Origin of the sequence: Actinomadura rayongensis, from assembly GCF_009831215.1 — a bacterium.
Taxonomy (GTDB): Bacteria; Actinomycetota; Actinomycetes; order Streptosporangiales; family Streptosporangiaceae; genus Spirillospora; species Spirillospora rayongensis.
Genome location: NZ_WUTW01000012.1, coordinates 1 through 23,143, shown reverse-complemented (window position 1 = coordinate 23,143; position 23,143 = coordinate 1). Strand labels below are relative to the sequence as shown.

The window sequence follows — 23,143 nt, the reverse complement described above, 5'->3', positions numbered from 1 at the left end:
GCGCGCATGAAGTTCCTCGCCATCAGCCTGATCGTCCACGCGCCCGATCCGCTGACCGGACGCTACAAGCCCGTCACCGAACGGTTCCGCGAGGTCGTCGACAACGCCGTCCTCGCCGAACGGCTCGGCTTCGACGGGTTCGGCGTCGGCGAGCGGCACGAGCGGCCGTTCCTGTCGGCCGCGCCGCCCGTCGTGCTCAGCCACATCGCGGCGCGGACGTCCACGATCCGCCTGTTCACGGCCGTGACGACGCTGAGCCTGCTCGACCCCGTCCGCGCCTACGAGGACTACGCCACGCTGGACCACCTGGCGGGCGGACGCCTCGAACTCATGATCGGCAAGGGCAACGGCGCCGCGCAGGCGCAGGTGTTCCACGTCACCGCCGACGACCAGTGGGAGCGCAACCGCGAGGGCTACGAGCTGTTCCGGCGGCTCTGGCGCGAGGACCGCGTCACCTGGTCGGGCCGTTACCGGCCGTCCCTGACCGACGCCGAGATCCTGCCGCGCCCGCTGCGGGTCCCGCGCGTCTGGCACGGCAGCGCCACCAGCGAGGAGTCGGTGGAGCTGGCCGCGCTCCACGGCGACCCGCTGTTCTCCGCCAACGTCACCAATCCCATCGAGCCGTACGCCGCGCTGATCGACCACTACCGCGAACGGCTCGCCCACCACGGCCACGATCCCGACCAGGCGCTCATCGGCGCGGGCAGCGCCGGGCTGTACGTCGCCGAGCGCTCCCAGGACGCCCTCGCCGCGTACCGTCCGGTGTACGACGCGCGGCTCGCGCTGTTCCGCCGCGTCGGGATCGAGCCCGTCTTCCCCACGCTGGAGGACGCCGTCGAACGCAGCTCGATCCTCGTCGGCAGCCCCCAGCAGATCATCGACAAGGTCCACCGCTACCACGACCGGTTCGGGCACGAGGTCATGCACGTCCAGGCCGACGCCGACGGGCTTCCCCCGCACCTGCACCGCGCGTCGCTGGAGCTGTTCCAGCGCGACGTCGCGCCCGTGCTCCGCAAGGAGATCCCGAGCCGTCCGTTCCCCGCCCCCTCCGTGGAGTCGCCGTCATGACCGTTCCGCTGTCCGTCCTCGACCTCGTCCCGATCCCGGCGGGCGGCACCGCGCCGCAGGCCGTCCGCAACACGCTCGACCTCGCCCGGCGCACCGAGGCCGCCGGGTACCGCCGGTACTGGCTCGCCGAGCACCACCTCGCGCCCGGCGTCGCCAGCTCCGCGCCGCAGGTGCTCATCGGCGCGGTCGCCGCCGCGACGTCCCGGCTGCGCGTCGGGTCCGGCGCGGTGCAGACCGGGCACTGGACGCCGCTCGCCGTCGCCGAGCAGTTCGCCACCCTCGACGCCCTGTACCCCGGCCGCATCGACCTCGGCCTCGGCCGCTCCGGGCAGCGCCGGGCCGAGGCGCTGCGGCGCGCCGACAACCCGCCGCCGCCGCGCGAGGCGCGCGTCGTGGACGGCCTGCTCCTGCCCAAGCCGTACGACTTCGGCCCGCTGCTCGCCAAGTCGGCCGGGTTCGCGCTGCTGACGACGCTGCTCCAGCAGCCGGGCGCGGAGTCCCCGGACTTCGCCGACGTGGTGGACGACATCGTCCGGCTCCTGACCGGCGCCTACGAGTCGGTGGACGGGCACCGCGCGCAGGCCGTCCCGGGGAAGGACGCGGACCTCGCGCTCTGGATCCTCGGCAGCAGCGGCGGGGAGAGCGCGCGGGTCGCGGGGGAGCGCGGCCTGCCGTTCGCGGCGAACTACCACGTCAGCCCGGCGAACGTGGTGGAGGCCGTCGAGGCGTACCGGGCCGCGTTCAAGCCGTCGGACGTCCTGGACGAGCCCTACGTCGTCGTCTCGGCCGACGTCGTCGCCGCCCCGACCGACGAGGAGGCCCGCGTCCTCGCCTCGCCGTACGGGCTGTGGGTGCGCAGCATCCGCACGAGCCTCGCCGCGATCCCGTACCCGACCGAGGCCGACGCCGCCGCCCACGAATGGACCGACGAGGACCGCGCGCTCGTCGCCGACCGGGTGGACACCCAGTTCGTCGGGTCGCCCGAGACGGTCGCGGCCGGACTGGAGACGCTGCGGCGCGCGACGGGCGCCGACGAGCTGCTCATCACGACGATCACCCACGACCACGCCGCCCGCGTCCGCTCCTACGAACTGCTCGCGGCGGCCTGGGGCTAGCCCGCTCGCGCGTGCCGCGCCGCGCCCGCCAGCGCGGACGCGGTCGCGTCGGCGGCGACCGCGACCGGCGGCAGGTCCGGCGCGGCGGCGCGGAACCACGGCTCGAACAGGTCCCAGGAGCCCGTCATCGAGCCGCCGACGACGAGCAGTTCGGCGCCGAACGCCCGCAGGCACGGGCCGAGGGCGGCGCCGAGCGCGCCGAGGGCCGCGCGCAGGACGGCCGTCGCGGCGGCGTCCCCGGCGCGGGCGGCGGCGGCGATGTCCGCGACGTCCGCGCCGGGGTCGCCGCCCGCCGCCCGGTGGGCCGCCCGGATCGCGCGGCGCGACATGCGGTCCTCCAGCGGCGTCCCATCGACGGTGAGGCGGTGGACCTTGCCGTCCGGCGGGACGCCCGGCCCCTCGGTCACGGCCCGTCCGTCCACGATCCAGCCGGAGCCGACGCCGGTGCCGAGCGTCACGCCGACGCACCGGCGCGTCCCGTGGGCGGCGCCGTAGGCCCACTCGCCGAGCGCGAACGCGTCGGCGTCGTTGAGGAAGGCGAACCCGGCGGCGCCGATCCGCGCGCCGAGCGCGGCGCCGACGTCCAGCCCGCGCAGCGCCTCGAACTTGCCGACGCCCTCGAACAGCGCGATGCCGCGCGCGTAGTCGAACGGGTCGGGGATCGCGACGCCCCAGGTCGCGGCGGGGTCGGCGGCGAGCGGCGCGGCGGCGCCGGCGACGGCCGCCAGGAACTCCTCGGCGGTGCCGTCGGCGCGGAGCGGACGCTTCTGGATCGTTCCAACGATCTGCCGCCCGTCGACCACGGCGGCGCACACGTGCGTGCCGCCGATCTCCAGCACCGGGATTCCGGTCACCGCTCACCTCTGCCGCTCGGGGTCCGGCCACGGAACCTAGCCGACCTCGGACGTTCCCGGCAAAACCGGGCGGCCCTCGGTTTTGGGCCCGTCAGTCGTCCACCGGGAGCCCGAGCCCGGCGGCGAGGCGCCGCAGGTCGCCGACGATGTCGGTGGACGGGTCGCGCAGCCACTGGATCTGCAGCCCCTCGGCGGCGGCGAGCAGGATCCGCCCCTGCCACGCGTGCCCCGGACCGGTGATGTTCTCGATCAGGCCGAGGAGGGCGCGGGTGCGGCGGCGCATGAACGCGTGCGCGGGGTGGGCCGGGTCGGCCGCCGCGGCCGTCATGTCCACGAACAGCTTGATGAGGCCGGGCGTCCGGGTGGTGTGGGCGAGGGCCGACCAGATGCCGTCCAGCGTCGTGAGGTCGTGGGCGGCGGCGTACTCGCGGTCGCGCGCGACGAGGACCTCGACCAGCAGCTCGTCCTTGCTGCCGAAGTAGTGCAGGACGCCCGCCTCGGTCAGCCCGGCCGCCGCCGCGATCGACCGCAGCGACGGACCCTGCCGGCCCGAGGTCTGGTACGCCTCCAGCGCGACCCGGAGGATCTCCGCGCGGCGCGCGACGCCCTTGGAGTACGGGCCGCGCTGCGACTTGGTGGCCATGGCCGCAACCTATCGCGGGGCGCTAAAACCTAGCGACACTCGGTTTTGGTCTCTAGGGTGGGGACCGCCCGGCGCCCCGAAAGGACCGACATGACCAGCACCGCCCGCCCGCTCGGCCCGTTCGAGCTGGCCGCCGACGCCGCCGCGACGCCCGCCGCGCTCGCCGCCGGGACGACCTGGCGGCCCGCCCGCGTGCCCGGCGGCGTCCACGAGAGCCTGCTCGACGCCGGGCTGATCGGCCATCCCTACTTCGGGGACAACGAGCGGTCGGTGCGCTGGGTCGAGGACGCGACGTGGTGGTACCGGACGGTCTTCGACGGCCCCGGCGAGCTGGAGTGGGACGAGCGGCTGCGCCTCGTCTGCTCCGGGCTCGACACCGTCGCGTCGGTCTGGCTCAACGGCGTCCTTGTCGGGACGCACGCGTCGCAGTTCCGCCCGGGCGTCTTCGACGTCACCAGCCATGTCCGCGAGCGCAACGTCCTGCTCGTCCGGTTCGCTCCGCCGCTGGCGGGCCTGACCGCGCCCGCCGGGGTGGCCGACGCGATCGCCCGGACGCGCAAGCTCCTCGCCCCGGGCGACGCGCCGCCGCCGGGCGTCCTGTCGACGGACCCGGCGTTCACGCTGCGCCGCAAGGCCGCGTTCTCCTGGGGCTGGGACTTCGCGCCGCGCGTCCCGTCCGTCGGGATCACCGGCCCGGTCGAGCTGCGCCGCGAGCGCGCCGCCGTCCTCGCCGGGCACCACGTCCGGGCGGTCGCGGCGGACGCCGCCGCGCGCACCGCCGAGGTCGCGATCGACGTGGAGGCCGACGCGTTCGCCGTCGCGGGCGAGCTGCGCGCCGACGTCGTCCTCACCGCGCCGGACGGGCGCGAGCACGCCGCCGGCATTCCGCTCGGCCCGTCCGGACGCGGCGGAACCGTCATCTCCCTCGCCGACGCGCACCTGTGGTGGACGCACGACCTCGGCGACCAGCCGCTCTACGCGGTGTCCATCGCGCTGACCGCGCCGGACGGGACGGTCCTGGACCGTTCCGAGGACCGCGTCGGCCTGCGCACCATCGCCCTGGACCGCTCGCCCGACGACGCGGGCGGCCGGCTGTTCCGGTTCGTCCTCAACGGCGTCCCGATCTTCGCGCGCGGCGCCAACTGGGTCCCGGCGAGCATGCTGACCGGCTCGGTCGAGCCCGCGACCGTCCGGTCCCTGGTCGCGACGGCCCGGCGCGGCGAGATGACGATGCTGCGCGTCTGGGGCGGCGGGATCTACGAGCAGGACGCGTTCTACCGCGCCTGCGACGACCCCGGCGTGCTCGTCTGGCAGGACTTCATGTTCGCCTGCGTCGACTACCCGAGCGACGACCCCGAACTGCGCGCCGAGGTCGCTCGCGAGGCCGACCACCAGGTCCGGCGGCTGCGCAACCGCGCGTGCCTGGCGCTGTGGGCGGGCAACAACGAGGTCCACGCGATCCACGGGTTCGTCCACGGGAACCTGGAGCCGGGCGACTGGGGCTGGTCGTTCTTCCACGACCTGCTGCCCGCCGCCGTCGAACGCCGCTCCCCGGAGGTGCCGTACTGGCCGGGCAGCCCGTGGGCCGACTCCGACCCGGCCGGGACGAACGGCGTCGCGGACGGCGACCGGCACGCCTGGGAGGTCTGGCACGGCGTCGACGTCGGCGCGGGCGGCCCCGCCGCGTTCCCCGGCCGCGGCGCGGCCGTCCACTTCGCCCGCTACCGCCACGACCGCGGCAAGTTCATCAGCGAGTTCGGCCTGCACGCCGCGCCCGACCTCGGCACGCTGCGCCGCTGGACGCCGCCCGGCTCGCTCGCGCCGCACAGCCCCGAGTTCGACCACCGCAACAAGGACGTCCCCAAGAACAAGGGCGACGACCTGATGTTCGCCGAGACCGGCCTGCCCGCCGACCTGGAGCAGTACGCCGACTTCTCGATGGCGTGCCAGGCGGAGGGCCTGAAGTTCGGGATCGAGCACTACCGCCGCCGCCAGCCGCACTGTTCGGGCACGCTGCTGTGGCAGTTCAACGACCCGTGGCCGGGCCTGTCCTGGTCGGTCGTGGACCACGACCTGATCCCCAAGGCCGGGTTCCACTTCGCGCAGCGCGCGTACCGGACCGTCCTGACGAGCTTCGTCCGCGCCGACGACGGACGCCTCGAACTCTGGGTCACCAACAGCGGGCGCCGCGACGTCCCCCTCGACCTGCGCGTGGAGGTCGCGACGTTCGCGGGAGAGCACGTGATCGACGAGCGCGTGGCCGCCGTCGCGCGGGCGGGCGCGTCCCGGCCCGTCTGGTCCGCCGCGCCGCAGACCTACGCGCCCGGACCCGACCGCTACGCCTGGGTGTCGGACGCGGACGGCGCGACCGAGCCCAACCGGCTGTTCTTCGCCCCGGTCAAGGACCTGCCGCTCGCCGCCGGGCGCGTCGAGCTGACGTCCGGACCGAACGTTGACGGCCGCGCCGACCTCACCTTGACCTCCACCGGGTACAGCTACCTCGCGCGGATCGTGCCGCCCGCGCCCGGAGCGGTCTTCGGCCGCAACTATCTTGATCTGCGCGACGGCGAGCGCGTCGGCGTCCGCGCCGAGGGCCTGCCGGACGGCTTCGACCCCGCGGCGCTGCGCGTCGCGACCTTTGGCACCACTGGGAGGGGAACCGCATGACCACCACCGAGACGCGCCCGTGGGGCAGCTACACCGTCGTGGACGAGTCGCCCGCGCACAAGACCAAGCGCATCGAGGTCGCCCCCGGCAGCCGCCTGTCCTACCAGCGCCACCGGCACCGCTCCGAGCACTGGTACGTCCTGGCCGGAACGCTCCACGTGACGATCGAGGGCGCCGAGGCCGTCCTGCTGCCGGGCCAGTCGGTGGACGTCCCGGCGGGCAGCGCGCACCGCGCCGCCAACCACGGCGACGTCCCGGCCGTGTTCGTGGAGGTGCAGACCGGGACGTACTTCGGTGAAGACGACATCGAGCGCCTGGACGACGACTACGGCCGCACTGACGCCGGAGCCGTCGCGCAATAACCGGATCAGTAGGCTCCACCGAGCTTGCGGTGGTCCCACGTGACCGTCCGCGTGGGCCGGAAGAGAAGCGCGACCCGCTTCTCCGCCTGCCCCCGGACGAACTCGGCCAGCTCCGCCGGCACCTGCGCGGCCGAGCCACCGTCCAGCGCGTACCGGGCCGTCAGCGCGAGGCCGATCTCGACGGTCCGGGCCGCGTCGTCCAGCACCTCGGCGTCGCACTCCATCGTCGCGCCGCGCAGCTCGGCGTAGTCCGTCCCGTCCTCGAACTGGAGGGTCGCCTGCGGCGCGCGGCGCAGGTTGGCGACCTTCTGCGACCGGCGGTAGGTCCAGCACGCGACGGCGCCGTCGAGCGGGACGAACCACAGCGGAACCAGGTGCGGCCGGCCGTTCGGCCCGAGCGTGGCGCACGTGACGGTCCGCGACGCGTGCAGGAACGCGTCCAGTTCGTCGTCGGTCATGCGGATCTGGTCGCGTCGCGACATGGCTCCCCCTCTGTTCGGGCGATCGTAGACCGGCGCCCGGCGCGGCCCGCCGGCCGCCCTACAATCGGCGTCCGGGAAGGGGTGCCACGATGGCCGACACGGACCGGCGCGCCGATCACGACGCCCGGGAGAGCCTGCTCCGCACCGCGGGCGAGCTGTTCATGCGGCAGGGCTACGCCGCGACCGGCGTGAAGCAGCTCCTGGACGAGAGCGGCACGGTCGTCGGGTCGCTCTACCACCACTTCCCCGGCGGCAAGCGCGAGGTCGCCGCCGAGGTCGTCCGCCGCGAGGGCGAGCGGATCGGCGACCGCATCGCGGCGGACGTCGCGGCGCTCGGCACCCGCGGCGGGATCGACCGGACGATCGAGATCCTCATGGAGTCGATGGCGGCCAGCGACGGCCTGGAGGGCTGCCCGATCGCGATGCTGGCGGTCGAGTCGCCGATCGCGGGCCGGACGATCCGGGACGAGGCGATCCGGCAGTTCGGGTCGTGGGGCACGACGATCCAGGCGGCGCTCGTCCGCGAGGGCCACGCCGAGGACCGCGCCGCCGGGCTCGCCCACCTGCTGCTCGCCGCGATCGAGGGCGCGCTCGTCCTGGACCGCACGGCCGGGACGACCACCGCCCTCGCGGCGCTGCGCGCGGCGCTGCCGACGCTCGTCCCCGACGCCCCCGGCTGAGCCTCAGGTCGTGTCGAAGCAGCCGTCGAACTCCCACAGCGGGTTCGCGACGGTCGCGCCGTCGGCGGCGGTGATCGTCTGCTGCCCGTTGAGGTCGGCGGGCCCGTCGCCGTCGGCGGTGTAGCAGCCGTTGGTCTGGACGTGCACCTGGTACGACGCGTTCACCGCCACGCCCGGCCCGGTGTTGAACCAGGTGATCGTGCAGGCCCAGTCGTTGCCCGCGCCGCTGTCGGCGACGTCCGGGCCGCCGCGCCCGCAGTCGGCCCGCGCCCGCAGGTCGGCCGCGCGGACCGTCCGGCCGCGCAACGACTGCTGGAGCACGTACAGGTGTGCGAACGTCGGGGCGATGGCGTCGTTCAGCCGCGCGCGGGTGACGCCGGACGTCCCGCAGCCCGTGGCGAGGACCGCCGCCGCCGCGACCACCGCGCCGAATCTCCGCATCGCTCAGCCTCCCGTGATGTCGCGGCGGCGCAGCAGCGCGTACGCTGCGCCCGCGCACACGGCCAAATAGAGGGCGCTGACCAGCGTTCCCTGCTGCAACGGCCCGTAGAACGGACGATCGGCGAACAGCCCGTGCCACGCCCCGAACGCCGTCGTCGGCAGCAGCGTCCGGACGAGCACCGGCGCGTTCACCAACGACACGAGCTGGAGCACCAGCCCGACCACGACCGGCCCGCCGACGCCGAGCGCGCCGCTGCGGCCCGCGACCGACAGCAGCAGCCCGAGCGCGGTGAACGCGAGGACGGGCGGCAGCACCGACGCCCAGCTCGCCAGCACCAGCGCCGCGCAGCGCCCGGCGGGCAGCAGCGTCCCCGACAGGCCGACCATCGGCTGCCGCCCGACGAGCAGCACGCCCGCCGCGAGGCTCGCCAGCGCCAGCACGACGGTCGCGGCCACGGAGAACGCGGTCGCGGCGAGGGCCTTGCCGGCGAAGACCTGCGTCCGGCCGCGCGAGCGGGTGAGGATCGTCTTCCACGTCCCGTACCGGTCCTCGGCGGCGAACATGTCCCCGGCGACGACGGCCGTGATCGCCGGCAGCGCCCACTGCCCGGCGAACCCGAGCACGACCAGCGGGACCGCGAACCCGCTGTCGTGGACCCAGCGGCCGAACAGCGTGTCCTGCGGCACGTTGCTCTGCGCGTTCAGCGCCGCGACGAACAGGAACGGCCCGAGCAGGCACGCCGCGAGGACGATCTGCGCCTTCGCCTGCCGCGTGATCTTGTAAAGCTCCCAGCGGAACACCGTCCACGTCCCGGTCACGCGTCCGCCCCCTCGGTGAGGGCGAAGAACGCGCCGCGCAGCGCCGACGACTCCAGCGCGAGCGCGCGGACGGCGACGCCCGCGCGGCCGAGCGCGATCACGTAGGCGTCCAGCCGCTCGCGCGGGGCGCGGACGAGCAGCCCGTCATCGCGCGCCTCCGCCGCGACGCCCGGGACGTCCGCCGCCAGCGCCAGCGCCGCCCGGTCGTCGCCGGTCGCGAGCCGGAACGCCGGGGCGGGCGCCCGGCCGCGCAGGTCCGCGAGCGTCCCGTCGAACACCGCCCGGCCGCCCGCGACGATCGTGACGTCGTCGCACAGGTCCTCCACCTCGTCCATGTCGTGGCTGCTCAGCAGCACCGCGACGCCCTCGCCCGCGAGCCGGGCCACGAGCGCCCGCACGTCCCGGCGGCCGGACGGGTCCAGCCCGCTCGTCGGCTCGTCCAGGACCAGCAGCCGGGGGTCGCGCAGCAGCGCCGCCGCGAGCCCGAGCCGCTGCCGCATCCCGACCGAGTACCCGCCGACCCGCGTCCCGGCGGCGGCGCCGAGCCCGGCCAGCTCCAGCGCCGCGCCGACCCGGCCCCGGGCGCCGCCGCCGTCCAGGTCGGCGAGCAGCGCCAGGTTCGCGCGGCCGGTGAGGTAGGGGTAGAACGCGGGGGCCTCCACGAAGCCGCCGACGCCGTCCAGCGCCCGCGCGCCGTCCGCCGCGTGGGTGCGGCCGAACAGCCGCACCGCGCCCGCGTCCGGCCGGACGAGCCCGAGGATCATCGCCAGCAGCGTCGTCTTCCCCGCCCCGTTCGGACCGACCAGGCCGTGGACCCGGCCGGGGCCGACCCGCAGGTCGACCCCGGCCACGGCCGTCGCGGCGCCGAACCGCCGGACGAGCCCGGACGCCTCGACCGGGGCGTCAGGCATGCGTCCTGTGCGGCACGCGGCTGCGCGGCAGGTCGTTCTCGGTCCCGTTGACGACGGTCGTCTGCGGGAACCGCCGCAGCACCTCCTGCGGCGTCATGACCTTCGCGTCGCCCGGGTACGGCTTCGTCCAGCCGGTCGAGGCGTACCAGGTGAGCCGGTTGAACGGCGCGAACGCGAGATTGTCCTCGGAGCGGAAGTCCTGCTTCTCCGACCAGGCGAGCCACGACTTCTGCATCGCGTTCGTCACCTGCGCCGCCGACGGGTTCAGCGTGTCCAGCGGGATCTTGTTCGGCTGGACCTCGTACGGCGTGAGGTCCGGCGTGTCGGTGAACGCGCCGAACATCGGCTCGGCGGCCAGGTCGAGCTGGTTCATCGGCGGCAGGCCGAGGATCTGCTCGACCGTCCGGACGACGTTGAGCTGGCTGTAGTACGTGTGGTCGACCGCGCCCCGCCTGGCGTACGGGCTCGCGATCAGGGTCACGTTGCGGTGCCCGTCCACGTGGTCGACGCCGTTCTGCGAGTCGTCCTCGACCACGAAGATCGCGCTGTCCTTCCAATACCTGGAGTGCGAGATCGTGTCGATGATGCGCCCGGTGGCGAGGTCGTTGTCGGCCACCATCGCCGACGGCGTCGGGTACCCGGCGTTGAGGCCGTTGGTGTGGTCGTCCATCACCCACAGCATGTTCAGCGCGGGCAGTTTCCCGTTCTTCACGTACTGCCCGAAGTCCCGCTCGAAGAGGTCCGCGCGGTACTGGTCGGGGATCTGCGTCTGGAAGTTCGGGAAATCGTGCGCCAGGATCCCGTCCAGCGACGGGATGTCGGTCCTGGTCTGGCAGTGGCCGATCGGGGAGTGGAGCTGGCCCGTCGCCTTGCCTTCAAGGATCTTGGAGTCCTGGTACCACTGCGTCCACGTGCCGGGGCAGTCCTTGCCGTCCGGCGCCGTGAACCACTCGGCGTACTCGCCCCACACCCGCGCGGACAGGCCGTGCGCCCGCGCGTTGTCCCACAGGAACCCGGACTTCGGGTACACCATCGCGTCCGGCTGCCCGTAGTTGCGGATGTAGTTGGCGTACGACCGCTCCAGGTAGTCGTTGACGAACCCCGCGTCGAGCCAGGTGTGCCCGGACGCGGAGTTGGTGCCGTCGGAGTACAGGTTGTCGATCAGCGGGAACCGCCGGACGAGTTCGTGCGCGTTCGGCGTCACGTTCGCGCCGAACTGCGCGTACGCGGGGTTGCCGTTGCCGCGCGGGTCGTCGCCCAGCTCCTGGTCGTACGTCCGGTTCTCCCGGACGATCACGAACACGTGCTTGATCTTCGACGGCGACCCGGTGCGCAGCGGCACGGCGACCGGCGCCGCGCCCCGCGAGCCCGTCTTGTTGCGCTCCTTCAGGCCGTTCCACCGGTTGTTGGCGAAGACCTGCGAGGTGTAGGCGGCCATCTCCTTCGGCGTCGGCTTGGCGATGAGCCCGACCGTGCCGACGTCGGCGTACACCTGGTGGCCGGTGGCGGGCGTCGTGCCGGGGCCCTGGCTGATCGTCCGCGCCGGGCCGAGCGCTCCCACGCCCGCCTGGCTCGCCACGACGAGCCTGCCGAGCGGCGCGTTCCAGCGGACCGTTCCCGGATACCAGCCGGTCGGGATCAGCCCGTCGAACGCGATGGGCCGGTGCGCGCCGGTGTACTCGTAGACGGCCAGCGCGTTGTTGCGGCCGAGGCTGACGACGAGATGGCCGGCGTCCAGGAACTCCAGCGCGTTCGGCGAACTGCCGTACGGCTGGCCGGGCAGCGGGTTGACGTTGAACGTCCGCGCGACCTGCTTGCGCACGGTGTCGATGACCGAGACGGTGTCGTCGCTGGAGTTGGTGACGAGCACTTCGGTGCCGTGGGCGAGCAGACTGCTCGGGTCCAGGCCGACCCTGTAGGTGCGGACGACCTTGTTCGCCGCGAGGTCGATCTCCGAGACCGTCCCGGTGGACGCGCGGCCGTCGCGCCGCTCGGCGACGACGGGGGAGTCGTAGCTGAGGTTCGTGCGCTCGCCTGCGCGCGGCGTCCGGCCGCCCTCGTTGCCGACGAACGCGTGCCCGCCGACCACGACGACGTCGCGCGGCGCCACGCCGACCGGCGTCTGCGCGGTGAGCGCGCCCGTCCCGGGGTCGAGGACGCCGAGCCGGTTCCAGCCGTCCAGGACGACGAGGATCCGCGACCCGTCCGGCGACCAGGCGAGGCCGGTCGGCAGCGGCGCGGCGGCCGTGCCGTTCGCGTCCTTCGGGACGTCGGCGTCGGCGGGGAGCGCGAGCACGGACGGCTTGCCGAGCGTGCCGTCGGCGGCCACCGGGAACTTCAGCAGGTTCTTGCTCTGCGTCGCGTACAGCGTGTTCCCGTCGCGGCTGTAGAGCAGGCCGGCCACGCCGATGGTGCCGCTGCCGGTGCCCTTCGGCGGCGTGTACTGCTGGAGGACCTTGCCGCCGGCGAGGTCGACGACGGTGAACAGGCCCGCGCCGGACTTGGTGAGGTCGACGGCGGTGCGTCCGTCCGGGCGCACGGCGAGGTCCATCGGCCGGCCGGACTGCTCGATGCTCGTCCCGGCGGGCGTGACGTACTGGTTGTTGGACGTGAGGACGGAACCGTCCTGCTGACGGCCGACGAGGTGGTCGGCCAGCGGCGTGTTCGCGTCGCCGGGGGCGGCGGCGAACGCGGCCGTGGCGGTCGCGAGCACGGCGACGGCCCCGAGCGCGGACGTGGAGAGCGTTCTTCGGCGCATCGAATCCCCTCTGGATTCCGGGCCGGTATGGACGACCGGCCCGCTGGCGGACCCTAGGCGCGCACCCGATCACGGGGGCCAACCGCAGATGACGGGCCCGTGAACGGCATCGGGATCCGGCGCGCGGGTGACGTCGCCCACACCGGAATGCGGCGCGGAATGAAAACCGTTATCGCTACCATGGAGCGTCCACCGACGAGAGGAGAGCCGCATGGCCCGCAACGAGCTGCGGCCGGTCGTCAAGCTGCGATCGACCGCCGGGACGGGGCACACGTACGTGACCCGCAAGAACCGGCGCAACGACCCCGACCGCCTGACGCTGCGCAAGTACGACCCCGTCGTGCGCCGCCACGTGCCGTACCGCGAGGAGCGCTGATGGCGCGCCGCTGCCAGCTCACCGGCGCCGCGTCGGCGTTCGGCAAGAGCGTGTCCCACTCGCATCACCGCACGTCGCGCCGGTTCGACCCGAACCTCCAGCGCAAGCGCTACTGGCTGCCGAGCGAGCGGCGGTTCGTCCGGCTCCGGCTGTCGGCGCGGGCGATCAGGACGGTCGACGCGATCGGCGTCGAGGCGGCGGTCGCCCGGATCCGGGCGCGGGGGGAGAAGGTCTGATGGCCAAGCGGAGCAAGATCGCGGCGGACGCGCGCCGCCGGGCGACGGTCGCGCGGTACGCCGCCCGCCGCGCCGAGCTGAAGCGGATCATCGCGTCCGCGGACACCGCGCCCGACGACCGGGACGCGGCGGTCCGCGAGCTGCGCCGCCAGCCGCGCGACGCCAGCGCCACCCGCGTCCGCAACCGCGACGCGGTGGACGGGCGCCCGCGCGGCCACCTGCGCAAGTTCGGCCTGTCGCGGGTGCGGTTCCGGGAGATGGCCCACCGGGGCGAGCTGCCCGGCGTGACGAAGGCGAGCTGGTGATCGCATGGCCGTTCCGAAGCGGAGGACGTCGCGGGCGAACACGCGGGCCCGGCGCGCGCGGTGGAAGGCCGAGCGGCCGGGCCTCGTGACCGTGACCGTGGACGGGCGGACGGTCCGCGTGCCGCGCCGTCTCGTCCGCGCGTACGAGCGCGGCCTGCTGCCCTGATCGGGGCGCGTCGAGCGGGTCCCGGGGTGCCGGGGCCCGCTTTTTCGTGCCGTGCCGTCGTCCGAGATGACCGATTGGCCGGGCTGTGGCATAGTACGAAATGAAAACGGTTATCAAAATCTTTGGGAGACCCCCATGCCCAGAACGTCCCTCCTCGGCGGAGCGCTGGTCCTCGGCGCCGGACTGCTCACCGCGTGCGGCGGGTCCGGCGACTCCCCGGCGGGCGACGGGACGGTCGCGGTCGTGGCGTCCACGAACGTCTACGGCGACATCGCCCGCCAGATCGGCGGCGACCGGGTGCGGGTCACGTCGATCATCAGCGACCCGAGTCAGGACCCCCACTCCTACGAGGCCAGCACCCGCACGCAGCTCGACCTGTCCCGCGCGAGGGTCGTCATCGAGAACGGCGGCGGCTACGACGACTTCGTGGACCGGATGCTGAAGACGGCGCGCAACTCCTCGGCGACCGTCCTCAACGCCGTCCGGATCTCCGGGCGGACCGCGCCCGCGGGCGGCGAGCTGAACGAGCACGTCTGGTACGACGTCCCGTCGATGGCGAGGCTCGCCGACGGCCTCGCCGGGGCGCTCGGCACGGCCGACCCCGCGCACGCCGCGACGTTCACCGCGAACGCGGCGGCGTTCAAGGGCGCGCTCGCGCCGCTGGAGCGGGAGACGGCCGCGCTGAAGGCCGCGCACGCGGGCGCCGGCGTCGCGATCACCGAGCCCGTCCCGCTCTACCTGCTCGACGCCGCCGGGCTGAAGAACGAGACGCCCGACGAGTTCAGCGAGGCCGTCGAGGAGGGCGACGACGTCCCCGCGCGCGTCCTGCGGCAGACGCTCGCGCTGTTCACCGGGAAGAAGGTCAAGGCGCTCGTCTACAACGCGCAGACCGCCGGGCCCGAGACCGGGAAGCTGGAGGCGGCGGCGAAGACCGCCGGGATCCCTTCCGTGCCGGTCACCGAGACGATGCCCGCCGGGAAGACCTACCAGACCTGGATGGCCGGCACGATCGCCGCGCTCCGGGCCGCGCTCTCATGACGCCCGCCATCGCGCTGCGCGGCGCGGGCCTCGCCTACGGCAGCCGCGTGCTCTGGCGCGGGCTGGACCTGGAGGTGCGGGCCGGGGAGTTCCTGGCCGTCCTCGGCGCCAACGGCACCGGCAAGAGCAGCCTCCTGCGCGTCCTGCTAGGCCTCCAGCGGCTGACGGAGGGGACGGTCGAGATCGAAGGCCGCGCGCCCCGCCGCGGCGATCTCGTCGGGTACGTCCCGCAGCGCCTGGAGGTGTCGCCGCTCACCCCGCTGCGGGCGCGCGACGTCGTCCGGCTCGGCGTGGACGGCCACCGCTGGGGGTTCGGCCGCGCGCGCGGCGCCGTCCGCGCCCGCGTCGAGGACGCGCTGCGCGCCGTCGGCGCCGAGCCCTACGCCGACGTCCCGCTGCGGCTGCTGTCGGGCGGCGAGCGGCAACGCGTCCGGGTCGCGCAGGCGCTGGCGTCCGACCCCCGGATCCTGCTGTGCGACGAGCCGCTGCTGTCCCTCGACCCCGGCAGCCAGGCCACCGTCGCCGGGCTCATCGACGAGCGCCGCCGCGCCCGCGACACCGCCGTCGTGTTCGTCACCCACGAGATCGAGCCGATCCTCGGCCTCGCCGACCGCGTCCTGTACCTGGCGGGCGGACGGTTCCGGATCGGCGCGCCCGACGACGTCCTGACCTCGCCCGTGCTGTCTGACCTCTACGGAACGCCGGTGGAAGTCGTCCGCGCCGGCGACCACATAGCGGTCGTCGGCGCACCCCCGCTCCGCGCGGAGGGGGCCGCATGAGTGTCTGGCATGAGATCTTCTCCTTCGAGCACTACGGGGAGCTGCTGTCGCTCGTGCGCAACTCGCTCGTCGCGGGCGCGGTGCTCGGGCTCGTCGGCGGGCTCGTCGGGACGTTCGTCCTGCTGCGGGACGTGACGTTCGCCGTCCACGGCGTCAGCGAGCTGTCGTTCGCCGGGGCCGCCGCCGCGCTGCTGTTCGGGTTCGACGTCGTCGTGGGCTCGCTGGCCGGGGCGCTGGCCGCCGCCGCGCTCATCGGCGTCCTCGGCGCGGGCGCGCGCGACCGCAACTCCTTCATCGGCGTGCTGATGCCGACCGGGCTCGGCCTCGGCGTGCTGTTCCTCGCGCTCTACAAGGGACGGTCGGTCAACAAGTTCGGCGTCCTCACCGGTCAGATCGTCGCGATCGACACGCCCCGGCTGTCCTGGCTCGTCGCGATCTCGGTGCTCGTCGTGGTGTGCCTGGCGGTGATGTCGCGCCCGCTGACGTTCGCGAGCGTGGACCCGGACGTCGCCGCCGCGCGGGGCGTCCCGGCGGGCGCGCTGTCGCTGGCGTTCATGCTCGTCCTCGGCCTGGCGGTCGCCGCGTCGGTGCAGATCGTCGGCGCGCTGCTCGTGCTGGCGCTGCTCTGCACGCCCGCGGCGGCGGCGCTGCGGGTGACCGCGTCGCCCGTCCTCGCGCCGGTGCTCAGCGTCGTGTTCGCGACGTCCGCGATGCTCGGCGGGATCCTGCTGGCGCTCGGCGCGAGCATTCCCATCAGCCCCTACGTCACGACGCTGTCGTTCCTCATCTACGTGGCGTGCCGGATCGTCGGGGCCGTCCGGACGCGCCGGGGCTGGACCGCGCGCCGGGCGCCCGCGTGACGGGCGGGGGCCGTTCTCCGGCGGCCCCCGCCCTCCGCTCAGCAGTCGCGCAGCTCGGGCGACTGGTTGAGGATCTGCTCGCGCGCGGTGACGAACGCCTCGTGCGCCGGGGTGCCCTGCTGCGGGAACACGGCCAGCCGGTGACAGTTCTGGAACGCCAGCGCCACCCCGAAATGACGCTCGATCGAGGTGCGCATCGCGTCGCTGGCGAGCATGCGCAGGAGCTGGCCGCGGGCCTGCTCGTCCGGTGGCGGGGTGAGGTTGTCCGCGAACTCGCCGCCCTCGGTCTGGAGCCGGGCGATCAGCTCCGTGACCAGGTTCCAGGCGTAGGGGAGCGACTCCCGGATGCAGGCGATGAACTCGGCGTCGTCGACGGGACCCCGCTGCGCCTTGGCGAGCAGGTCGGGGGAAACGTCAAGGGACAAGACGGAAACTCCTCGGATCGGCGAGACGTGCCGCGGAAGGACCGCTCCCCGACGCTAACCCGGCGGGCACCGGAGATCAATAGCAATGATTTTCATTACGCTGCGCGCGGGACGGCCGGGACGGATGGGACGCGAGCGGGTACACCGGAGGCATGGCGACGGACCGAACGACCCCCGGCGGCCCCTTCCTCCCCGCGGACGGCGACCCCGTCCCGCCCGCGCTGCGCGGCTTCGCCCGCGCCCACGCGGCCCTGGTGGAACTGCGCGACGACCCGCCCCACCTCGTCGCCCGCGACCGCGCCCCGGCGCGCCGCGTCGGCCTGGTCTCCGGCGGCGGATCCGGCCACGAGCCGCTGCACGCCGGGTTCCTCGGCCGCGGGATGCTCGACGCCGTCGCGCCCGGCAAGGTGTTCGCGTCCCCGCACAACCGGCAGATCCTCGCGGCGAGCCGCGCCGCCGCCGGGCCGGACGGCGTCCTGCACATCGTGAAGAACTACACCGGCGACCGCATCAACTTCGGCATCGCCGCCGAACGGCTCAGGCTCGAAGGCGTCGCGTCCCGCCGCGTCCTCGTGGACGACGACCTCGCCACCGACTCCGCCGACACCGCCACCGGACGGCGCGGCACCGCCGCCACGGTCGTCGTGGAGAAGCTGCTCGGTGGCGCGGCCGACGCGGGTCTCGGACTGGACGAGCTGGCCGACCTCGGCGCCCGCGTCGCCGCCGCCTCGCGCAGCCTCGCCGTCGCGTCCCGCGCCCAGACGTCCCCGCACACCGGACGGCCCGCGTTCGAGCTGGAGCCGGGCGCGCTCGAGTACGGCGTCGGCATCCACGGCGAGCGCGCCGCGACGTCGGTGCCCCGCCCGCCCACCGCCGACCTCGTCGCCCGGATGCTCGACGCGGTCGCCGCCGCGCTGCCGGACGGCCCCGACGACGTCCTGGTCGTCGTCAACGGCCTCGGCGGCACCACGCCGCTGGAGCTGTACGGGATCTACGACCTCGTCGCGGACGACCTGGACCGGCGCGGGCTCGCGGTCGCGGACGCGCTCGTCGGGACGTTCGTCCCCGCCCTCGACATGGCCGGGTTCTCGCTCACCCTGACCCGCCTGCGGCCCGAATGGCGGCCCTGGTGGGACGCCCCGGCCGTCACGCCCGCCTTCCCCCGCGCGAACGGAGCCGCCTGATGGAACTCGACCAGGACGCCGTCCTGCGCCGCTACGCCACCGCCGTCGACGCCGCCCACGGCGAGCTGACCCGCCTGGACCGGCACAGCGGCGACGGCGACTTCGGCGACAACCTGCGCGCCGGGCTCCGCGCCGCCGTCGCCCGCCACGACCGGGCGGGAGGCCCCGCGTTCGCCGTCCTCGGCGAGGTGTTCCTGGACGAGGTCGGCGGCACCAGCGGCCCCCTGTTCGGCCTGCTGTTCACCGAGATCGCCCGCGCTGACGGGTTCGCGGCCGGCGCCGCCGCCGGGCTCGCCGCGATCCGCCGCGTCGGCGAGGCCGAGATCGGCGACCGCACGCTCGTGGACGCCCTCGCCCCCGCCGTCGACGCCCTGCACGGCCCGCACCCGTTCGCCGCCGCCGCGCGCGCCGCCGCCGACGGGGCCGCCCGCACCGCCGGCCTGCGCGCCCGCCGGGGCCGCGCCAGCTACCTCGGCGACCGGGCGCTCGGCGCCGCCGATCCGGGCGCCGCCGGGATCGCGCTGCTGTTCTGGGCCGTCGCGTCCGTCGCCGAACCGGACGCCGCCGTGCCGCCGCCGCTCTGAACCCGCGTCACCCGCTGTATCGAGGAAATTCACCGCAACGGCACTCGTGGAACGGTCCCGCGCGCCACGCTGGCCACCGTGAACAACACACCACGCATGGGGATCCCGGACCGGCTCGCTGAGCGCATGAGCATGGCCGAGCAGCACGAGTACCTGCGCTCCCGCCTCTCGCGGCGCGGCGTCCTGCGCGGCGGCGCCGTCGCCGCGGGCGCCCTCGCCGCCACCGGCGTCCTCACCGACACCGCCCGCGCCGCGACCCCGGCCGTCCCGCGCACCGCGCCGAAGGTCGACGGCGCCCTCGTCGCGCCCACCGGACGCCACCTGGCCTTCGGCGCCGACCCGCGCACCGAGATGACCGTCTCCTGGCAGGTCCCGGTCGCCGTCGCCAGGCCGTTCCTGCGCGTCGGCACGCACCCGTGGAACCTGTCGCACCGCATCCCCGCCGAGGTCCGCAGCCTGCACACGCCCGCGGGCGTCGGCGCGAGCCCGGACGTCACCCAGTACTTCCTGCACGCGCGCCTCAGCCGCCTCCAGCCCGGCACGACGTACTACTACGGCGTCGGCCACGACGGCTTCGACCCCGCCGCGCCGCACCTCGCCGGGACGCTCGGCACCTTCACCACCGCGCCGTCCAGCCGCCGCCCCTTCACCTTCACCGCCTTCGGCGACCAGGGCGTCAGCTACCACGCGCTCGGCAACGACAGCCTGATCCTCGCGCAGAACCCCGCGTTCCACCTGCACGCGGGCGACATCTGCTACGCGGACTCGTCCGGGCAGGGCAAGCCCACCGACACGTTCGACACCCGCCTGTGGGACCAGTTCCTCGCCCAGACCGAGACCGTCGCCAAGCAGGTCCCGTGGATGGTCTCCTACGGCAACCACGACATGGAGGCGTGGTACTCGCCCAACGGCTACGGCGGCGAGGAGGCCCGGTTCCAGCTCCCGGGCAACGGCCCCGACCCCGCGAACCTGCCCGGCGTGTACTCGTTCGTGTACGGCGGCACCGCCGTCATCTCGCTCGACGCCAACGACGTCTCGTGGGAGATCCCCGCCAACCTCGGCCTGTCCAAGGGCGCGCAGACGGCGTGGCTGGAGAAGCAGCTCAAAGCGTTCCGCGCGCGCCGCGACATCGACTTCATCGTCGTGTTCTTCCACCACTGCGCGTTCTCCACGACGAACCAGCACGCGTCCGAGGGCGGCGTCCGCGACGCCTGGGTGCCGCTGTTCGAGAAGTACCAGGTCGACCTCGTCGTCAACGGCCACAACCACGTCTACGAGCGGACCGACGCCATCGCCAAGAACGCCGTGGGCAAGGCGCTCCCGATCGGCGGAACCGTCCGGACGGACACCGACGGCGTCGTCTACGTCACCGCCGGCGGCGCGGGCAAGAGCCTTTACAGCTTCCCCGTCACCGACAGCTACGAGGGCAACGAGAAGCCCCTCGACGCGGTGCAGACCTACGCCTGGGACAAGTCGGGCAACAAAATCCCCGAGACCGTCGAGTGGTCGCGCGTCCGGTTCACCGGCTACTCGTTCATCCGCGTCGACGTGGACCCGGGCTCCCACGGCCGCGCGCCGAGCCTCGCCGTCCGCGCGCTCGCCGAGAACGGCACCGAGATCGACCGGTTCACGCTCACGCGCCGTCGCTGACCTTTCGTCCCGGCCGGGAGCCCGCGCGGCTTCCGGCCAGGGTCAGGGGGAGTGCGGCCCGGGATGCGGCCCTGGCTGCGCGAGCACCTTCGCCACGGCCTCGGTGCGGTCCGCCACGCCGAGCTTGACGAACACCGCGTGCAGATGGTTCTTGACGGTCGCGTCCGTGATGTTCAGCGACCGCGCGATCCTGCGGTTCGGCATGCCCCGCACCAGCAGCGCGAGCACCTCGCGCTCCCGGCGGGTCAGCCGGTCCAGGTGCGGCGAGCCCGACGGCAGCCCGCCCGGCTCCGCGCGCGCCGCGTTCCCCGCGGGCGCGCCCGCGGGCTCGGCCAGGCCCTGCATCCGCGCGACGACGCGGGCCAGCCCCTCCAGGTGCGCGATCGCCTCGCGCGCCAGTTCCGCCATCGTCGGCGAGGGGAGGTCGGGGGCCGCTCGCTCGTCCTGCATCTGTCGCTCCGATCGGTCTGAGCCGCCCGCGGCACGGCCGCGTGCACGTGACGATCTGATGACTGAGAGTAACTATAGGTTCTGGACGACGTCATGGGAAGTGCGGAATCGTCCGCCTCCGGTGATCACCCGGTCACACGGTCGATCCAGGTCACGAGGTCGCGCTCGACCTCGTCGCGGTTCAGCTCGTTGAGCACTTCGTGGCGTGCGTCCTGGTATTTCCGGTACGTCACATCGGTGAGGCCCGCGTTGCGGTACCGCTCCACGAGGCGGTCGCTCAGCTCCAGCCCGACGTTCAGCGGATCCTCGGTGCCCACGACGATGTACACCGGCAGGTCCGCCGGAATCCCCGCCGGTTCGGCGAGCCGGACGGCGGCCGTGAACAGGTCGCCGGTCGCGCGGTCGTCCAGGCCGAAACCGCACAGCGGGTCCGCGACGTACGCGTCGACCTGCGCCTCGTCCCGGCTCAGCCACTCGAACCCGGTGCGGCCCGGCTCGAACGGACGGTTGAACGCCGCCATCGGATCGGCCTCCGGGTCCTCGGCGAGCACGGCCAACATGCGCTCCAGAAGCCCGTCCACGGCCGTCGTCCCCGACAGGATCAGGCCCGCGAGCAGATCCGCTTGGTCCAGGACGTACTGCTGCGCGGCGAACGACCCCAGGCTGTGCCCGAGCAGCACCAGCGGACGACCCGGATGCCGCTCCTTTGCCTTCTCCGACAAGGCGGCCATGTCGGCGACGAGCAGGTTCCATCCGTCGTCGCCGAGGTCGCCCGGCGCGCCCTTGAGCGTGCGGCCGTGCCCGCGATGGTCGTTGGCGTAGACGACATAACCGTGCGCCGTCAGCGTCTCCGCGAAATGCGCGTACCGCTCGGCGTGCTCGCCCACCCCGTGCGCGATCTGCACGATGCCCCGCGCCTCGCCGTCCGGCTCCCACACGCTGACGTGGATTTCGACGCCGTCGGTACTGGGAAAGGTGAACATCGGGGCTCCTCGGCGATCGGGGGCGCGGACGGTCCGCGACGTGATCGCGAGCGTAGACGCGCCGCCGCCCGCGCATAAGCCCCTTCCGGACGACGGGGGACAATGGGACGCATGAAAGTCGTCGTGCTGTCGGACACGCACGCGCCGCGCCGCTGGAAAGGCGTCCCGGCCGCCGTCGCCGCCCATTTGCGCGGCGCCGACGCGATCCTGCACGCGGGCGACGTCTGCACCGCCGGGGTCCTGGACGAGCTGTCGTCGTTCGCGCCCGTCCACGCCGTCCTCGGCAACAACGACGGCCCCGACGTCGCCGCCTGGGGCGCGCCCGAACGCCTCGAACTCTCCCTGGACGGGCTTCCCGTCGCGATGGTCCACGACTCGGGCGCCAAGGTCGGGCGGACGGCCCGGATGCGTCGATGGTTCCCGTCCGCGCGCCTGGTCGTCTTCGGCCACTCGCACATTCCGCTGGACGCCACGGGCGACGGCGTCCGCATCTTCAACCCGGGCTCGCCCACCGACCGTCGCTGCCAACCCCACGGCACGATCGGCCTGCTGACGATCGCAGACGGAGCGCTGTTGGACGCCCGCATCGTCCCAGTGACCTGATCGCCCGCCCCTCAGCCGAGCGGACGATCGAACACCACCCGCGCGACTCCCGGACCGTCGTAGTCGTCGATCGGCGCGGTCACGGTGAAGCCCATCGCTGTGTGGAAGGCAATGGACGCCGTGTTCTGCGGCGACGTGATGCAGCGGACGCGTTCCCGTCCGTCCCGCCGGGCGAGCGCGAAGAACCGCTCGTAGAGCTCCCGGCCGAGCCCTTCCCCGCGCGCGGCCGGAGAGACGCCGACGAAGTGGATGTAGGCGAGCCCGGGGACGGACGGGGAGAGCAGCCCCACCAGGAAGCCGGCGAGCCGACCGTCCCGCTCGGCGACGAGGCTGCTGCGGTGGAAGTGGTCGAGGAAGAGCCGGGGGAGCAGGGTGTGGATCGTCCGGCCCCACCAGTCGTCCATGACGGCGACGATGCGGGCGTGGTCGTCCGGCGTGGCTGCGCGGATCGTGGTCATGGCCCTCCCAGCTGGAACCGCCGTGCGGTCGGCCCCAACCTACGAACGCGCCACGCTCGCGTCCGGTCGGGGGGCCGGATTTGACGACACGGCCGAGAGGGCGTAAGTTGTTCACTTGTCCCCGGAGGGATGCAGGACGTTTCGCGTCGCGCAGCGGCCGGCCCCGGGAGACCTCCACGACAACCTTCTCCAGTGTCGGCTTGCGCCGTGTCTGGTGTGTTGTGGTGCGCCGGGAATTGCGGGTTT

27 protein-coding genes are annotated in these 23,143 nt (G+C 74.0%); 16 read left to right on the top strand and 11 right to left on the bottom strand.

The features are described from left to right. Positions 1 to 6 precede the first annotated feature (6 nt). Entirely contained in the window at positions 7 to 1,068 is a 1,062-nt protein-coding gene (locus GQ466_RS30060) for an LLM class flavin-dependent oxidoreductase (RefSeq protein WP_161106465.1), read from the top strand. After that, on the top strand, positions 1,065 to 2,183 hold the full coding sequence (locus tag GQ466_RS30055; RefSeq protein ID WP_161106464.1) for an LLM class flavin-dependent oxidoreductase: 1,119 nt from the start codon (positions 1,065 to 1,067) through the stop codon (positions 2,181 to 2,183). Before GQ466_RS30060 ends, GQ466_RS30055 begins: the two co-directional genes overlap by 4 nt. Here the strand turns inward: GQ466_RS30055 and GQ466_RS30050 are convergent. Then, a complete protein-coding gene (locus GQ466_RS30050) occupies positions 2,180 to 3,037 on the bottom strand; it encodes an ROK family protein (RefSeq protein ID WP_202421330.1) in 858 nt (285 codons plus the stop codon). The two genes, GQ466_RS30055 and GQ466_RS30050, sit on opposite strands and share 4 nt — an antisense overlap. Before the next feature lie 91 nt (positions 3,038 to 3,128). Continuing rightward, positions 3,129 to 3,680, bottom strand: coding sequence for a TetR/AcrR family transcriptional regulator (locus tag GQ466_RS30045; protein WP_161106463.1), 552 nt, complete (start codon positions 3,678 to 3,680; stop codon positions 3,129 to 3,131). 90 nt (positions 3,681 to 3,770) lie between these two features. Between GQ466_RS30045 and GQ466_RS30040 the strand changes: the two genes are divergently transcribed. After that, on the top strand, positions 3,771 to 6,347 hold the full coding sequence (locus GQ466_RS30040; protein WP_161106462.1) for a glycoside hydrolase family 2 protein: 2,577 nt from the start codon (positions 3,771 to 3,773) through the stop codon (positions 6,345 to 6,347). After that, a complete protein-coding gene (locus GQ466_RS30035) occupies positions 6,344 to 6,709 on the top strand; it encodes a phosphomannose isomerase type II C-terminal cupin domain (RefSeq protein ID WP_161106461.1) in 366 nt (121 codons plus the stop codon). Before GQ466_RS30040 ends, GQ466_RS30035 begins: the two co-directional genes overlap by 4 nt. A gap of 5 nt (positions 6,710 to 6,714) precedes the next feature. On the opposite strand, the gene GQ466_RS30030 is transcribed toward GQ466_RS30035, so the two are convergent. Beyond that, a complete protein-coding gene (locus GQ466_RS30030) occupies positions 6,715 to 7,191 on the bottom strand; it encodes a pyridoxamine 5'-phosphate oxidase family protein (protein WP_161106460.1) in 477 nt (158 codons plus the stop codon). Positions 7,192 to 7,280: 89 nt separating this feature from the next. Here GQ466_RS30030 and GQ466_RS30025 point away from each other — a divergent pair, with 89 nt between their 5' ends. Beyond that, positions 7,281 to 7,871, top strand: coding sequence for a TetR/AcrR family transcriptional regulator (locus tag GQ466_RS30025; RefSeq protein ID WP_161106459.1), 591 nt, complete (start codon positions 7,281 to 7,283; stop codon positions 7,869 to 7,871). 3 nt (positions 7,872 to 7,874) lie between these two features. Here GQ466_RS30025 and GQ466_RS30020 read toward each other — a convergent pair whose 3' ends face one another. Genes GQ466_RS30020 through GQ466_RS30005 form a run of 4 tightly spaced genes read right to left on the bottom strand, consistent with a single transcriptional unit; the run spans position 7,875 to position 12,800 of the window. Beyond that, entirely contained in the window at positions 7,875 to 8,312 is a 438-nt protein-coding gene (locus GQ466_RS30020; RefSeq protein ID WP_161106458.1) for a hypothetical protein, read from the bottom strand. A 3-nt stretch (positions 8,313 to 8,315) separates the two neighbouring features. Next, on the bottom strand, positions 8,316 to 9,131 hold the full coding sequence (locus GQ466_RS30015; protein WP_161106457.1) for an ABC transporter permease: 816 nt from the start codon (positions 9,129 to 9,131) through the stop codon (positions 8,316 to 8,318). Then, entirely contained in the window at positions 9,128 to 10,042 is a 915-nt protein-coding gene (locus GQ466_RS30010) for an ABC transporter ATP-binding protein (protein WP_161106456.1), read from the bottom strand. The genes GQ466_RS30015 and GQ466_RS30010 overlap by 4 nt, the downstream gene beginning before the upstream one ends. Continuing rightward, complete coding sequence (locus GQ466_RS30005; protein ID WP_161106455.1) at positions 10,035 to 12,800, bottom strand: bifunctional YncE family protein/alkaline phosphatase family protein; 2,766 nt, start codon at positions 12,798 to 12,800, stop codon at positions 10,035 to 10,037. The genes GQ466_RS30010 and GQ466_RS30005 overlap by 8 nt, the downstream gene beginning before the upstream one ends. Positions 12,801 to 13,011: 211 nt before the next feature. Here GQ466_RS30005 and rpmG point away from each other — a divergent pair, with 211 nt between their 5' ends. The 7 genes from rpmG (at position 13,012) to GQ466_RS29970 (ending at position 16,560) form a co-directional block, all read left to right on the top strand. After that, positions 13,012 to 13,176: a 50S ribosomal protein L33 gene (gene rpmG, locus GQ466_RS30000; RefSeq protein ID WP_161106454.1), complete on the top strand. Its 165-nt coding sequence runs from the start codon at positions 13,012 to 13,014 to the stop codon at positions 13,174 to 13,176. Continuing rightward, positions 13,176 to 13,412 (top strand): 50S ribosomal protein L28, encoded by a 237-nt coding sequence (gene rpmB, locus GQ466_RS29995; protein ID WP_161106453.1) that lies wholly within the window; start codon positions 13,176 to 13,178, stop codon positions 13,410 to 13,412. Before rpmG ends, rpmB begins: the two co-directional genes overlap by 1 nt. After that, positions 13,412 to 13,717 carry a 30S ribosomal protein S14 gene (rpsN, locus tag GQ466_RS29990; RefSeq protein ID WP_161106452.1) on the top strand — a complete coding sequence of 102 codons (306 nt, stop codon included), beginning with the start codon at positions 13,412 to 13,414 and terminating at the stop codon, positions 13,715 to 13,717. Before rpmB ends, rpsN begins: the two co-directional genes overlap by 1 nt. 4 nt (positions 13,718 to 13,721) lie before the next feature. After that, entirely contained in the window at positions 13,722 to 13,883 is a 162-nt protein-coding gene (gene rpmF / locus GQ466_RS29985; protein WP_161106451.1) for a 50S ribosomal protein L32, read from the top strand. A gap of 135 nt (positions 13,884 to 14,018) precedes the next feature. Continuing rightward, the gene (locus GQ466_RS29980) at positions 14,019 to 14,921 is read left to right on the top strand and encodes a metal ABC transporter solute-binding protein, Zn/Mn family (RefSeq protein ID WP_161106450.1); all 903 of its coding nucleotides are present in this window, start codon (positions 14,019 to 14,021) and stop codon (positions 14,919 to 14,921) included. Then, on the top strand, positions 14,918 to 15,700 hold the full coding sequence (locus GQ466_RS29975) for a metal ABC transporter ATP-binding protein (RefSeq protein ID WP_161106449.1): 783 nt from the start codon (positions 14,918 to 14,920) through the stop codon (positions 15,698 to 15,700). Before GQ466_RS29980 ends, GQ466_RS29975 begins: the two co-directional genes overlap by 4 nt. Next, complete coding sequence (locus GQ466_RS29970; protein ID WP_161106448.1) at positions 15,697 to 16,560, top strand: metal ABC transporter permease; 864 nt, start codon at positions 15,697 to 15,699, stop codon at positions 16,558 to 16,560. The genes GQ466_RS29975 and GQ466_RS29970 overlap by 4 nt, the downstream gene beginning before the upstream one ends. A 38-nt stretch (positions 16,561 to 16,598) precedes the next feature. On the opposite strand, the gene GQ466_RS29965 is transcribed toward GQ466_RS29970, so the two are convergent. Then, positions 16,599 to 16,985, bottom strand: coding sequence for an SCO5389 family protein (locus tag GQ466_RS29965; RefSeq protein WP_161106447.1), 387 nt, complete (start codon positions 16,983 to 16,985; stop codon positions 16,599 to 16,601). A 152-nt stretch (positions 16,986 to 17,137) separates the two neighbouring features. Between GQ466_RS29965 and GQ466_RS29960 the strand changes: the two genes are divergently transcribed. The 3 genes from GQ466_RS29960 (at position 17,138) to GQ466_RS29950 (ending at position 20,403) form a co-directional block, all read left to right on the top strand. Next, positions 17,138 to 18,169: a dihydroxyacetone kinase subunit DhaK gene (locus GQ466_RS29960; protein ID WP_161106446.1), complete on the top strand. Its 1,032-nt coding sequence runs from the start codon at positions 17,138 to 17,140 to the stop codon at positions 18,167 to 18,169. Further along, the gene (locus GQ466_RS29955) at positions 18,169 to 18,753 is read left to right on the top strand and encodes a DAK2 domain-containing protein (RefSeq protein ID WP_202421329.1); all 585 of its coding nucleotides are present in this window, start codon (positions 18,169 to 18,171) and stop codon (positions 18,751 to 18,753) included. The genes GQ466_RS29960 and GQ466_RS29955 overlap by 1 nt, the downstream gene beginning before the upstream one ends. Before the next feature lie 78 nt (positions 18,754 to 18,831). Beyond that, on the top strand, positions 18,832 to 20,403 hold the full coding sequence (locus GQ466_RS29950) for a purple acid phosphatase family protein (RefSeq protein ID WP_337193680.1): 1,572 nt from the start codon (positions 18,832 to 18,834) through the stop codon (positions 20,401 to 20,403). A gap of 42 nt (positions 20,404 to 20,445) precedes the next feature. Here GQ466_RS29950 and GQ466_RS29945 read toward each other — a convergent pair whose 3' ends face one another. Beyond that, positions 20,446 to 20,853, bottom strand: a complete 408-nt coding sequence (locus tag GQ466_RS29945; RefSeq protein ID WP_161106445.1) for a helix-turn-helix transcriptional regulator — start codon at positions 20,851 to 20,853, stop codon at positions 20,446 to 20,448. Between the two features lie 125 nt (positions 20,854 to 20,978). After that, on the bottom strand, positions 20,979 to 21,836 hold the full coding sequence (locus GQ466_RS29940) for an alpha/beta hydrolase (RefSeq protein ID WP_161106444.1): 858 nt from the start codon (positions 21,834 to 21,836) through the stop codon (positions 20,979 to 20,981). 111 nt (positions 21,837 to 21,947) lie between these two features. Between GQ466_RS29940 and GQ466_RS29935 the strand changes: the two genes are divergently transcribed. After that, entirely contained in the window at positions 21,948 to 22,439 is a 492-nt protein-coding gene (locus GQ466_RS29935; protein WP_161106443.1) for a metallophosphoesterase family protein, read from the top strand. An 11-nt stretch (positions 22,440 to 22,450) separates the two neighbouring features. On the opposite strand, the gene GQ466_RS29930 is transcribed toward GQ466_RS29935, so the two are convergent. Beyond that, positions 22,451 to 22,897 (bottom strand): GNAT family N-acetyltransferase, encoded by a 447-nt coding sequence (locus GQ466_RS29930; RefSeq protein ID WP_161106442.1) that lies wholly within the window; start codon positions 22,895 to 22,897, stop codon positions 22,451 to 22,453. Positions 22,898 to 23,143 lie beyond the last annotated feature (246 nt).

What these genes read in the sequence shown, in the direction of transcription:
- rpsN (WP_161106452.1), top strand. Translation starts at nt 13,412, where the DNA reads ATGGCCAAGCGGAGCAAGATCGCGGCGGACGCGCGCCGCCGGGCGACG.
- GQ466_RS29940 (WP_161106444.1), bottom strand. Translation starts at nt 21,836, where the DNA reads ATGTTCACCTTTCCCAGTACCGACGGCGTCGAAATCCACGTCAGCGTG.
- GQ466_RS30010 (WP_161106456.1), bottom strand. Translation starts at nt 10,042, where the DNA reads ATGCCTGACGCCCCGGTCGAGGCGTCCGGGCTCGTCCGGCGGTTCGGC.
- GQ466_RS29960 (WP_161106446.1), top strand. Translation starts at nt 17,138, where the DNA reads ATGGCGACGGACCGAACGACCCCCGGCGGCCCCTTCCTCCCCGCGGAC.
- GQ466_RS30020 (WP_161106458.1), bottom strand. Translation starts at nt 8,312, where the DNA reads ATGCGGAGATTCGGCGCGGTGGTCGCGGCGGCGGCGGTCCTCGCCACG.
- GQ466_RS29955 (WP_202421329.1), top strand. Translation starts at nt 18,169, where the DNA reads ATGGAACTCGACCAGGACGCCGTCCTGCGCCGCTACGCCACCGCCGTC.
- GQ466_RS29945 (WP_161106445.1), bottom strand. Translation starts at nt 20,853, where the DNA reads ATGCAGGACGAGCGAGCGGCCCCCGACCTCCCCTCGCCGACGATGGCG.
- GQ466_RS29980 (WP_161106450.1), top strand. Translation starts at nt 14,019, where the DNA reads ATGCCCAGAACGTCCCTCCTCGGCGGAGCGCTGGTCCTCGGCGCCGGA.
- GQ466_RS30060 (WP_161106465.1), top strand. Translation starts at nt 7, where the DNA reads ATGAAGTTCCTCGCCATCAGCCTGATCGTCCACGCGCCCGATCCGCTG.
- GQ466_RS30035 (WP_161106461.1), top strand. Translation starts at nt 6,344, where the DNA reads ATGACCACCACCGAGACGCGCCCGTGGGGCAGCTACACCGTCGTGGAC.
- rpmF (WP_161106451.1), top strand. Translation starts at nt 13,722, where the DNA reads ATGGCCGTTCCGAAGCGGAGGACGTCGCGGGCGAACACGCGGGCCCGG.
- GQ466_RS30045 (WP_161106463.1), bottom strand. Translation starts at nt 3,680, where the DNA reads ATGGCCACCAAGTCGCAGCGCGGCCCGTACTCCAAGGGCGTCGCGCGC.
- GQ466_RS30055 (WP_161106464.1), top strand. Translation starts at nt 1,065, where the DNA reads ATGACCGTTCCGCTGTCCGTCCTCGACCTCGTCCCGATCCCGGCGGGC.
- GQ466_RS30005 (WP_161106455.1), bottom strand. Translation starts at nt 12,800, where the DNA reads ATGCGCCGAAGAACGCTCTCCACGTCCGCGCTCGGGGCCGTCGCCGTG.
- GQ466_RS30040 (WP_161106462.1), top strand. Translation starts at nt 3,771, where the DNA reads ATGACCAGCACCGCCCGCCCGCTCGGCCCGTTCGAGCTGGCCGCCGAC.
- rpmB (WP_161106453.1), top strand. Translation starts at nt 13,176, where the DNA reads ATGGCGCGCCGCTGCCAGCTCACCGGCGCCGCGTCGGCGTTCGGCAAG.
- GQ466_RS29930 (WP_161106442.1), bottom strand. Translation starts at nt 22,897, where the DNA reads ATGACCACGATCCGCGCAGCCACGCCGGACGACCACGCCCGCATCGTC.
- GQ466_RS29970 (WP_161106448.1), top strand. Translation starts at nt 15,697, where the DNA reads ATGAGTGTCTGGCATGAGATCTTCTCCTTCGAGCACTACGGGGAGCTG.
- rpmG (WP_161106454.1), top strand. Translation starts at nt 13,012, where the DNA reads ATGGCCCGCAACGAGCTGCGGCCGGTCGTCAAGCTGCGATCGACCGCC.
- GQ466_RS29975 (WP_161106449.1), top strand. Translation starts at nt 14,918, where the DNA reads ATGACGCCCGCCATCGCGCTGCGCGGCGCGGGCCTCGCCTACGGCAGC.
- GQ466_RS30025 (WP_161106459.1), top strand. Translation starts at nt 7,281, where the DNA reads ATGGCCGACACGGACCGGCGCGCCGATCACGACGCCCGGGAGAGCCTG.
- GQ466_RS30030 (WP_161106460.1), bottom strand. Translation starts at nt 7,191, where the DNA reads ATGTCGCGACGCGACCAGATCCGCATGACCGACGACGAACTGGACGCG.
- GQ466_RS29935 (WP_161106443.1), top strand. Translation starts at nt 21,948, where the DNA reads ATGAAAGTCGTCGTGCTGTCGGACACGCACGCGCCGCGCCGCTGGAAA.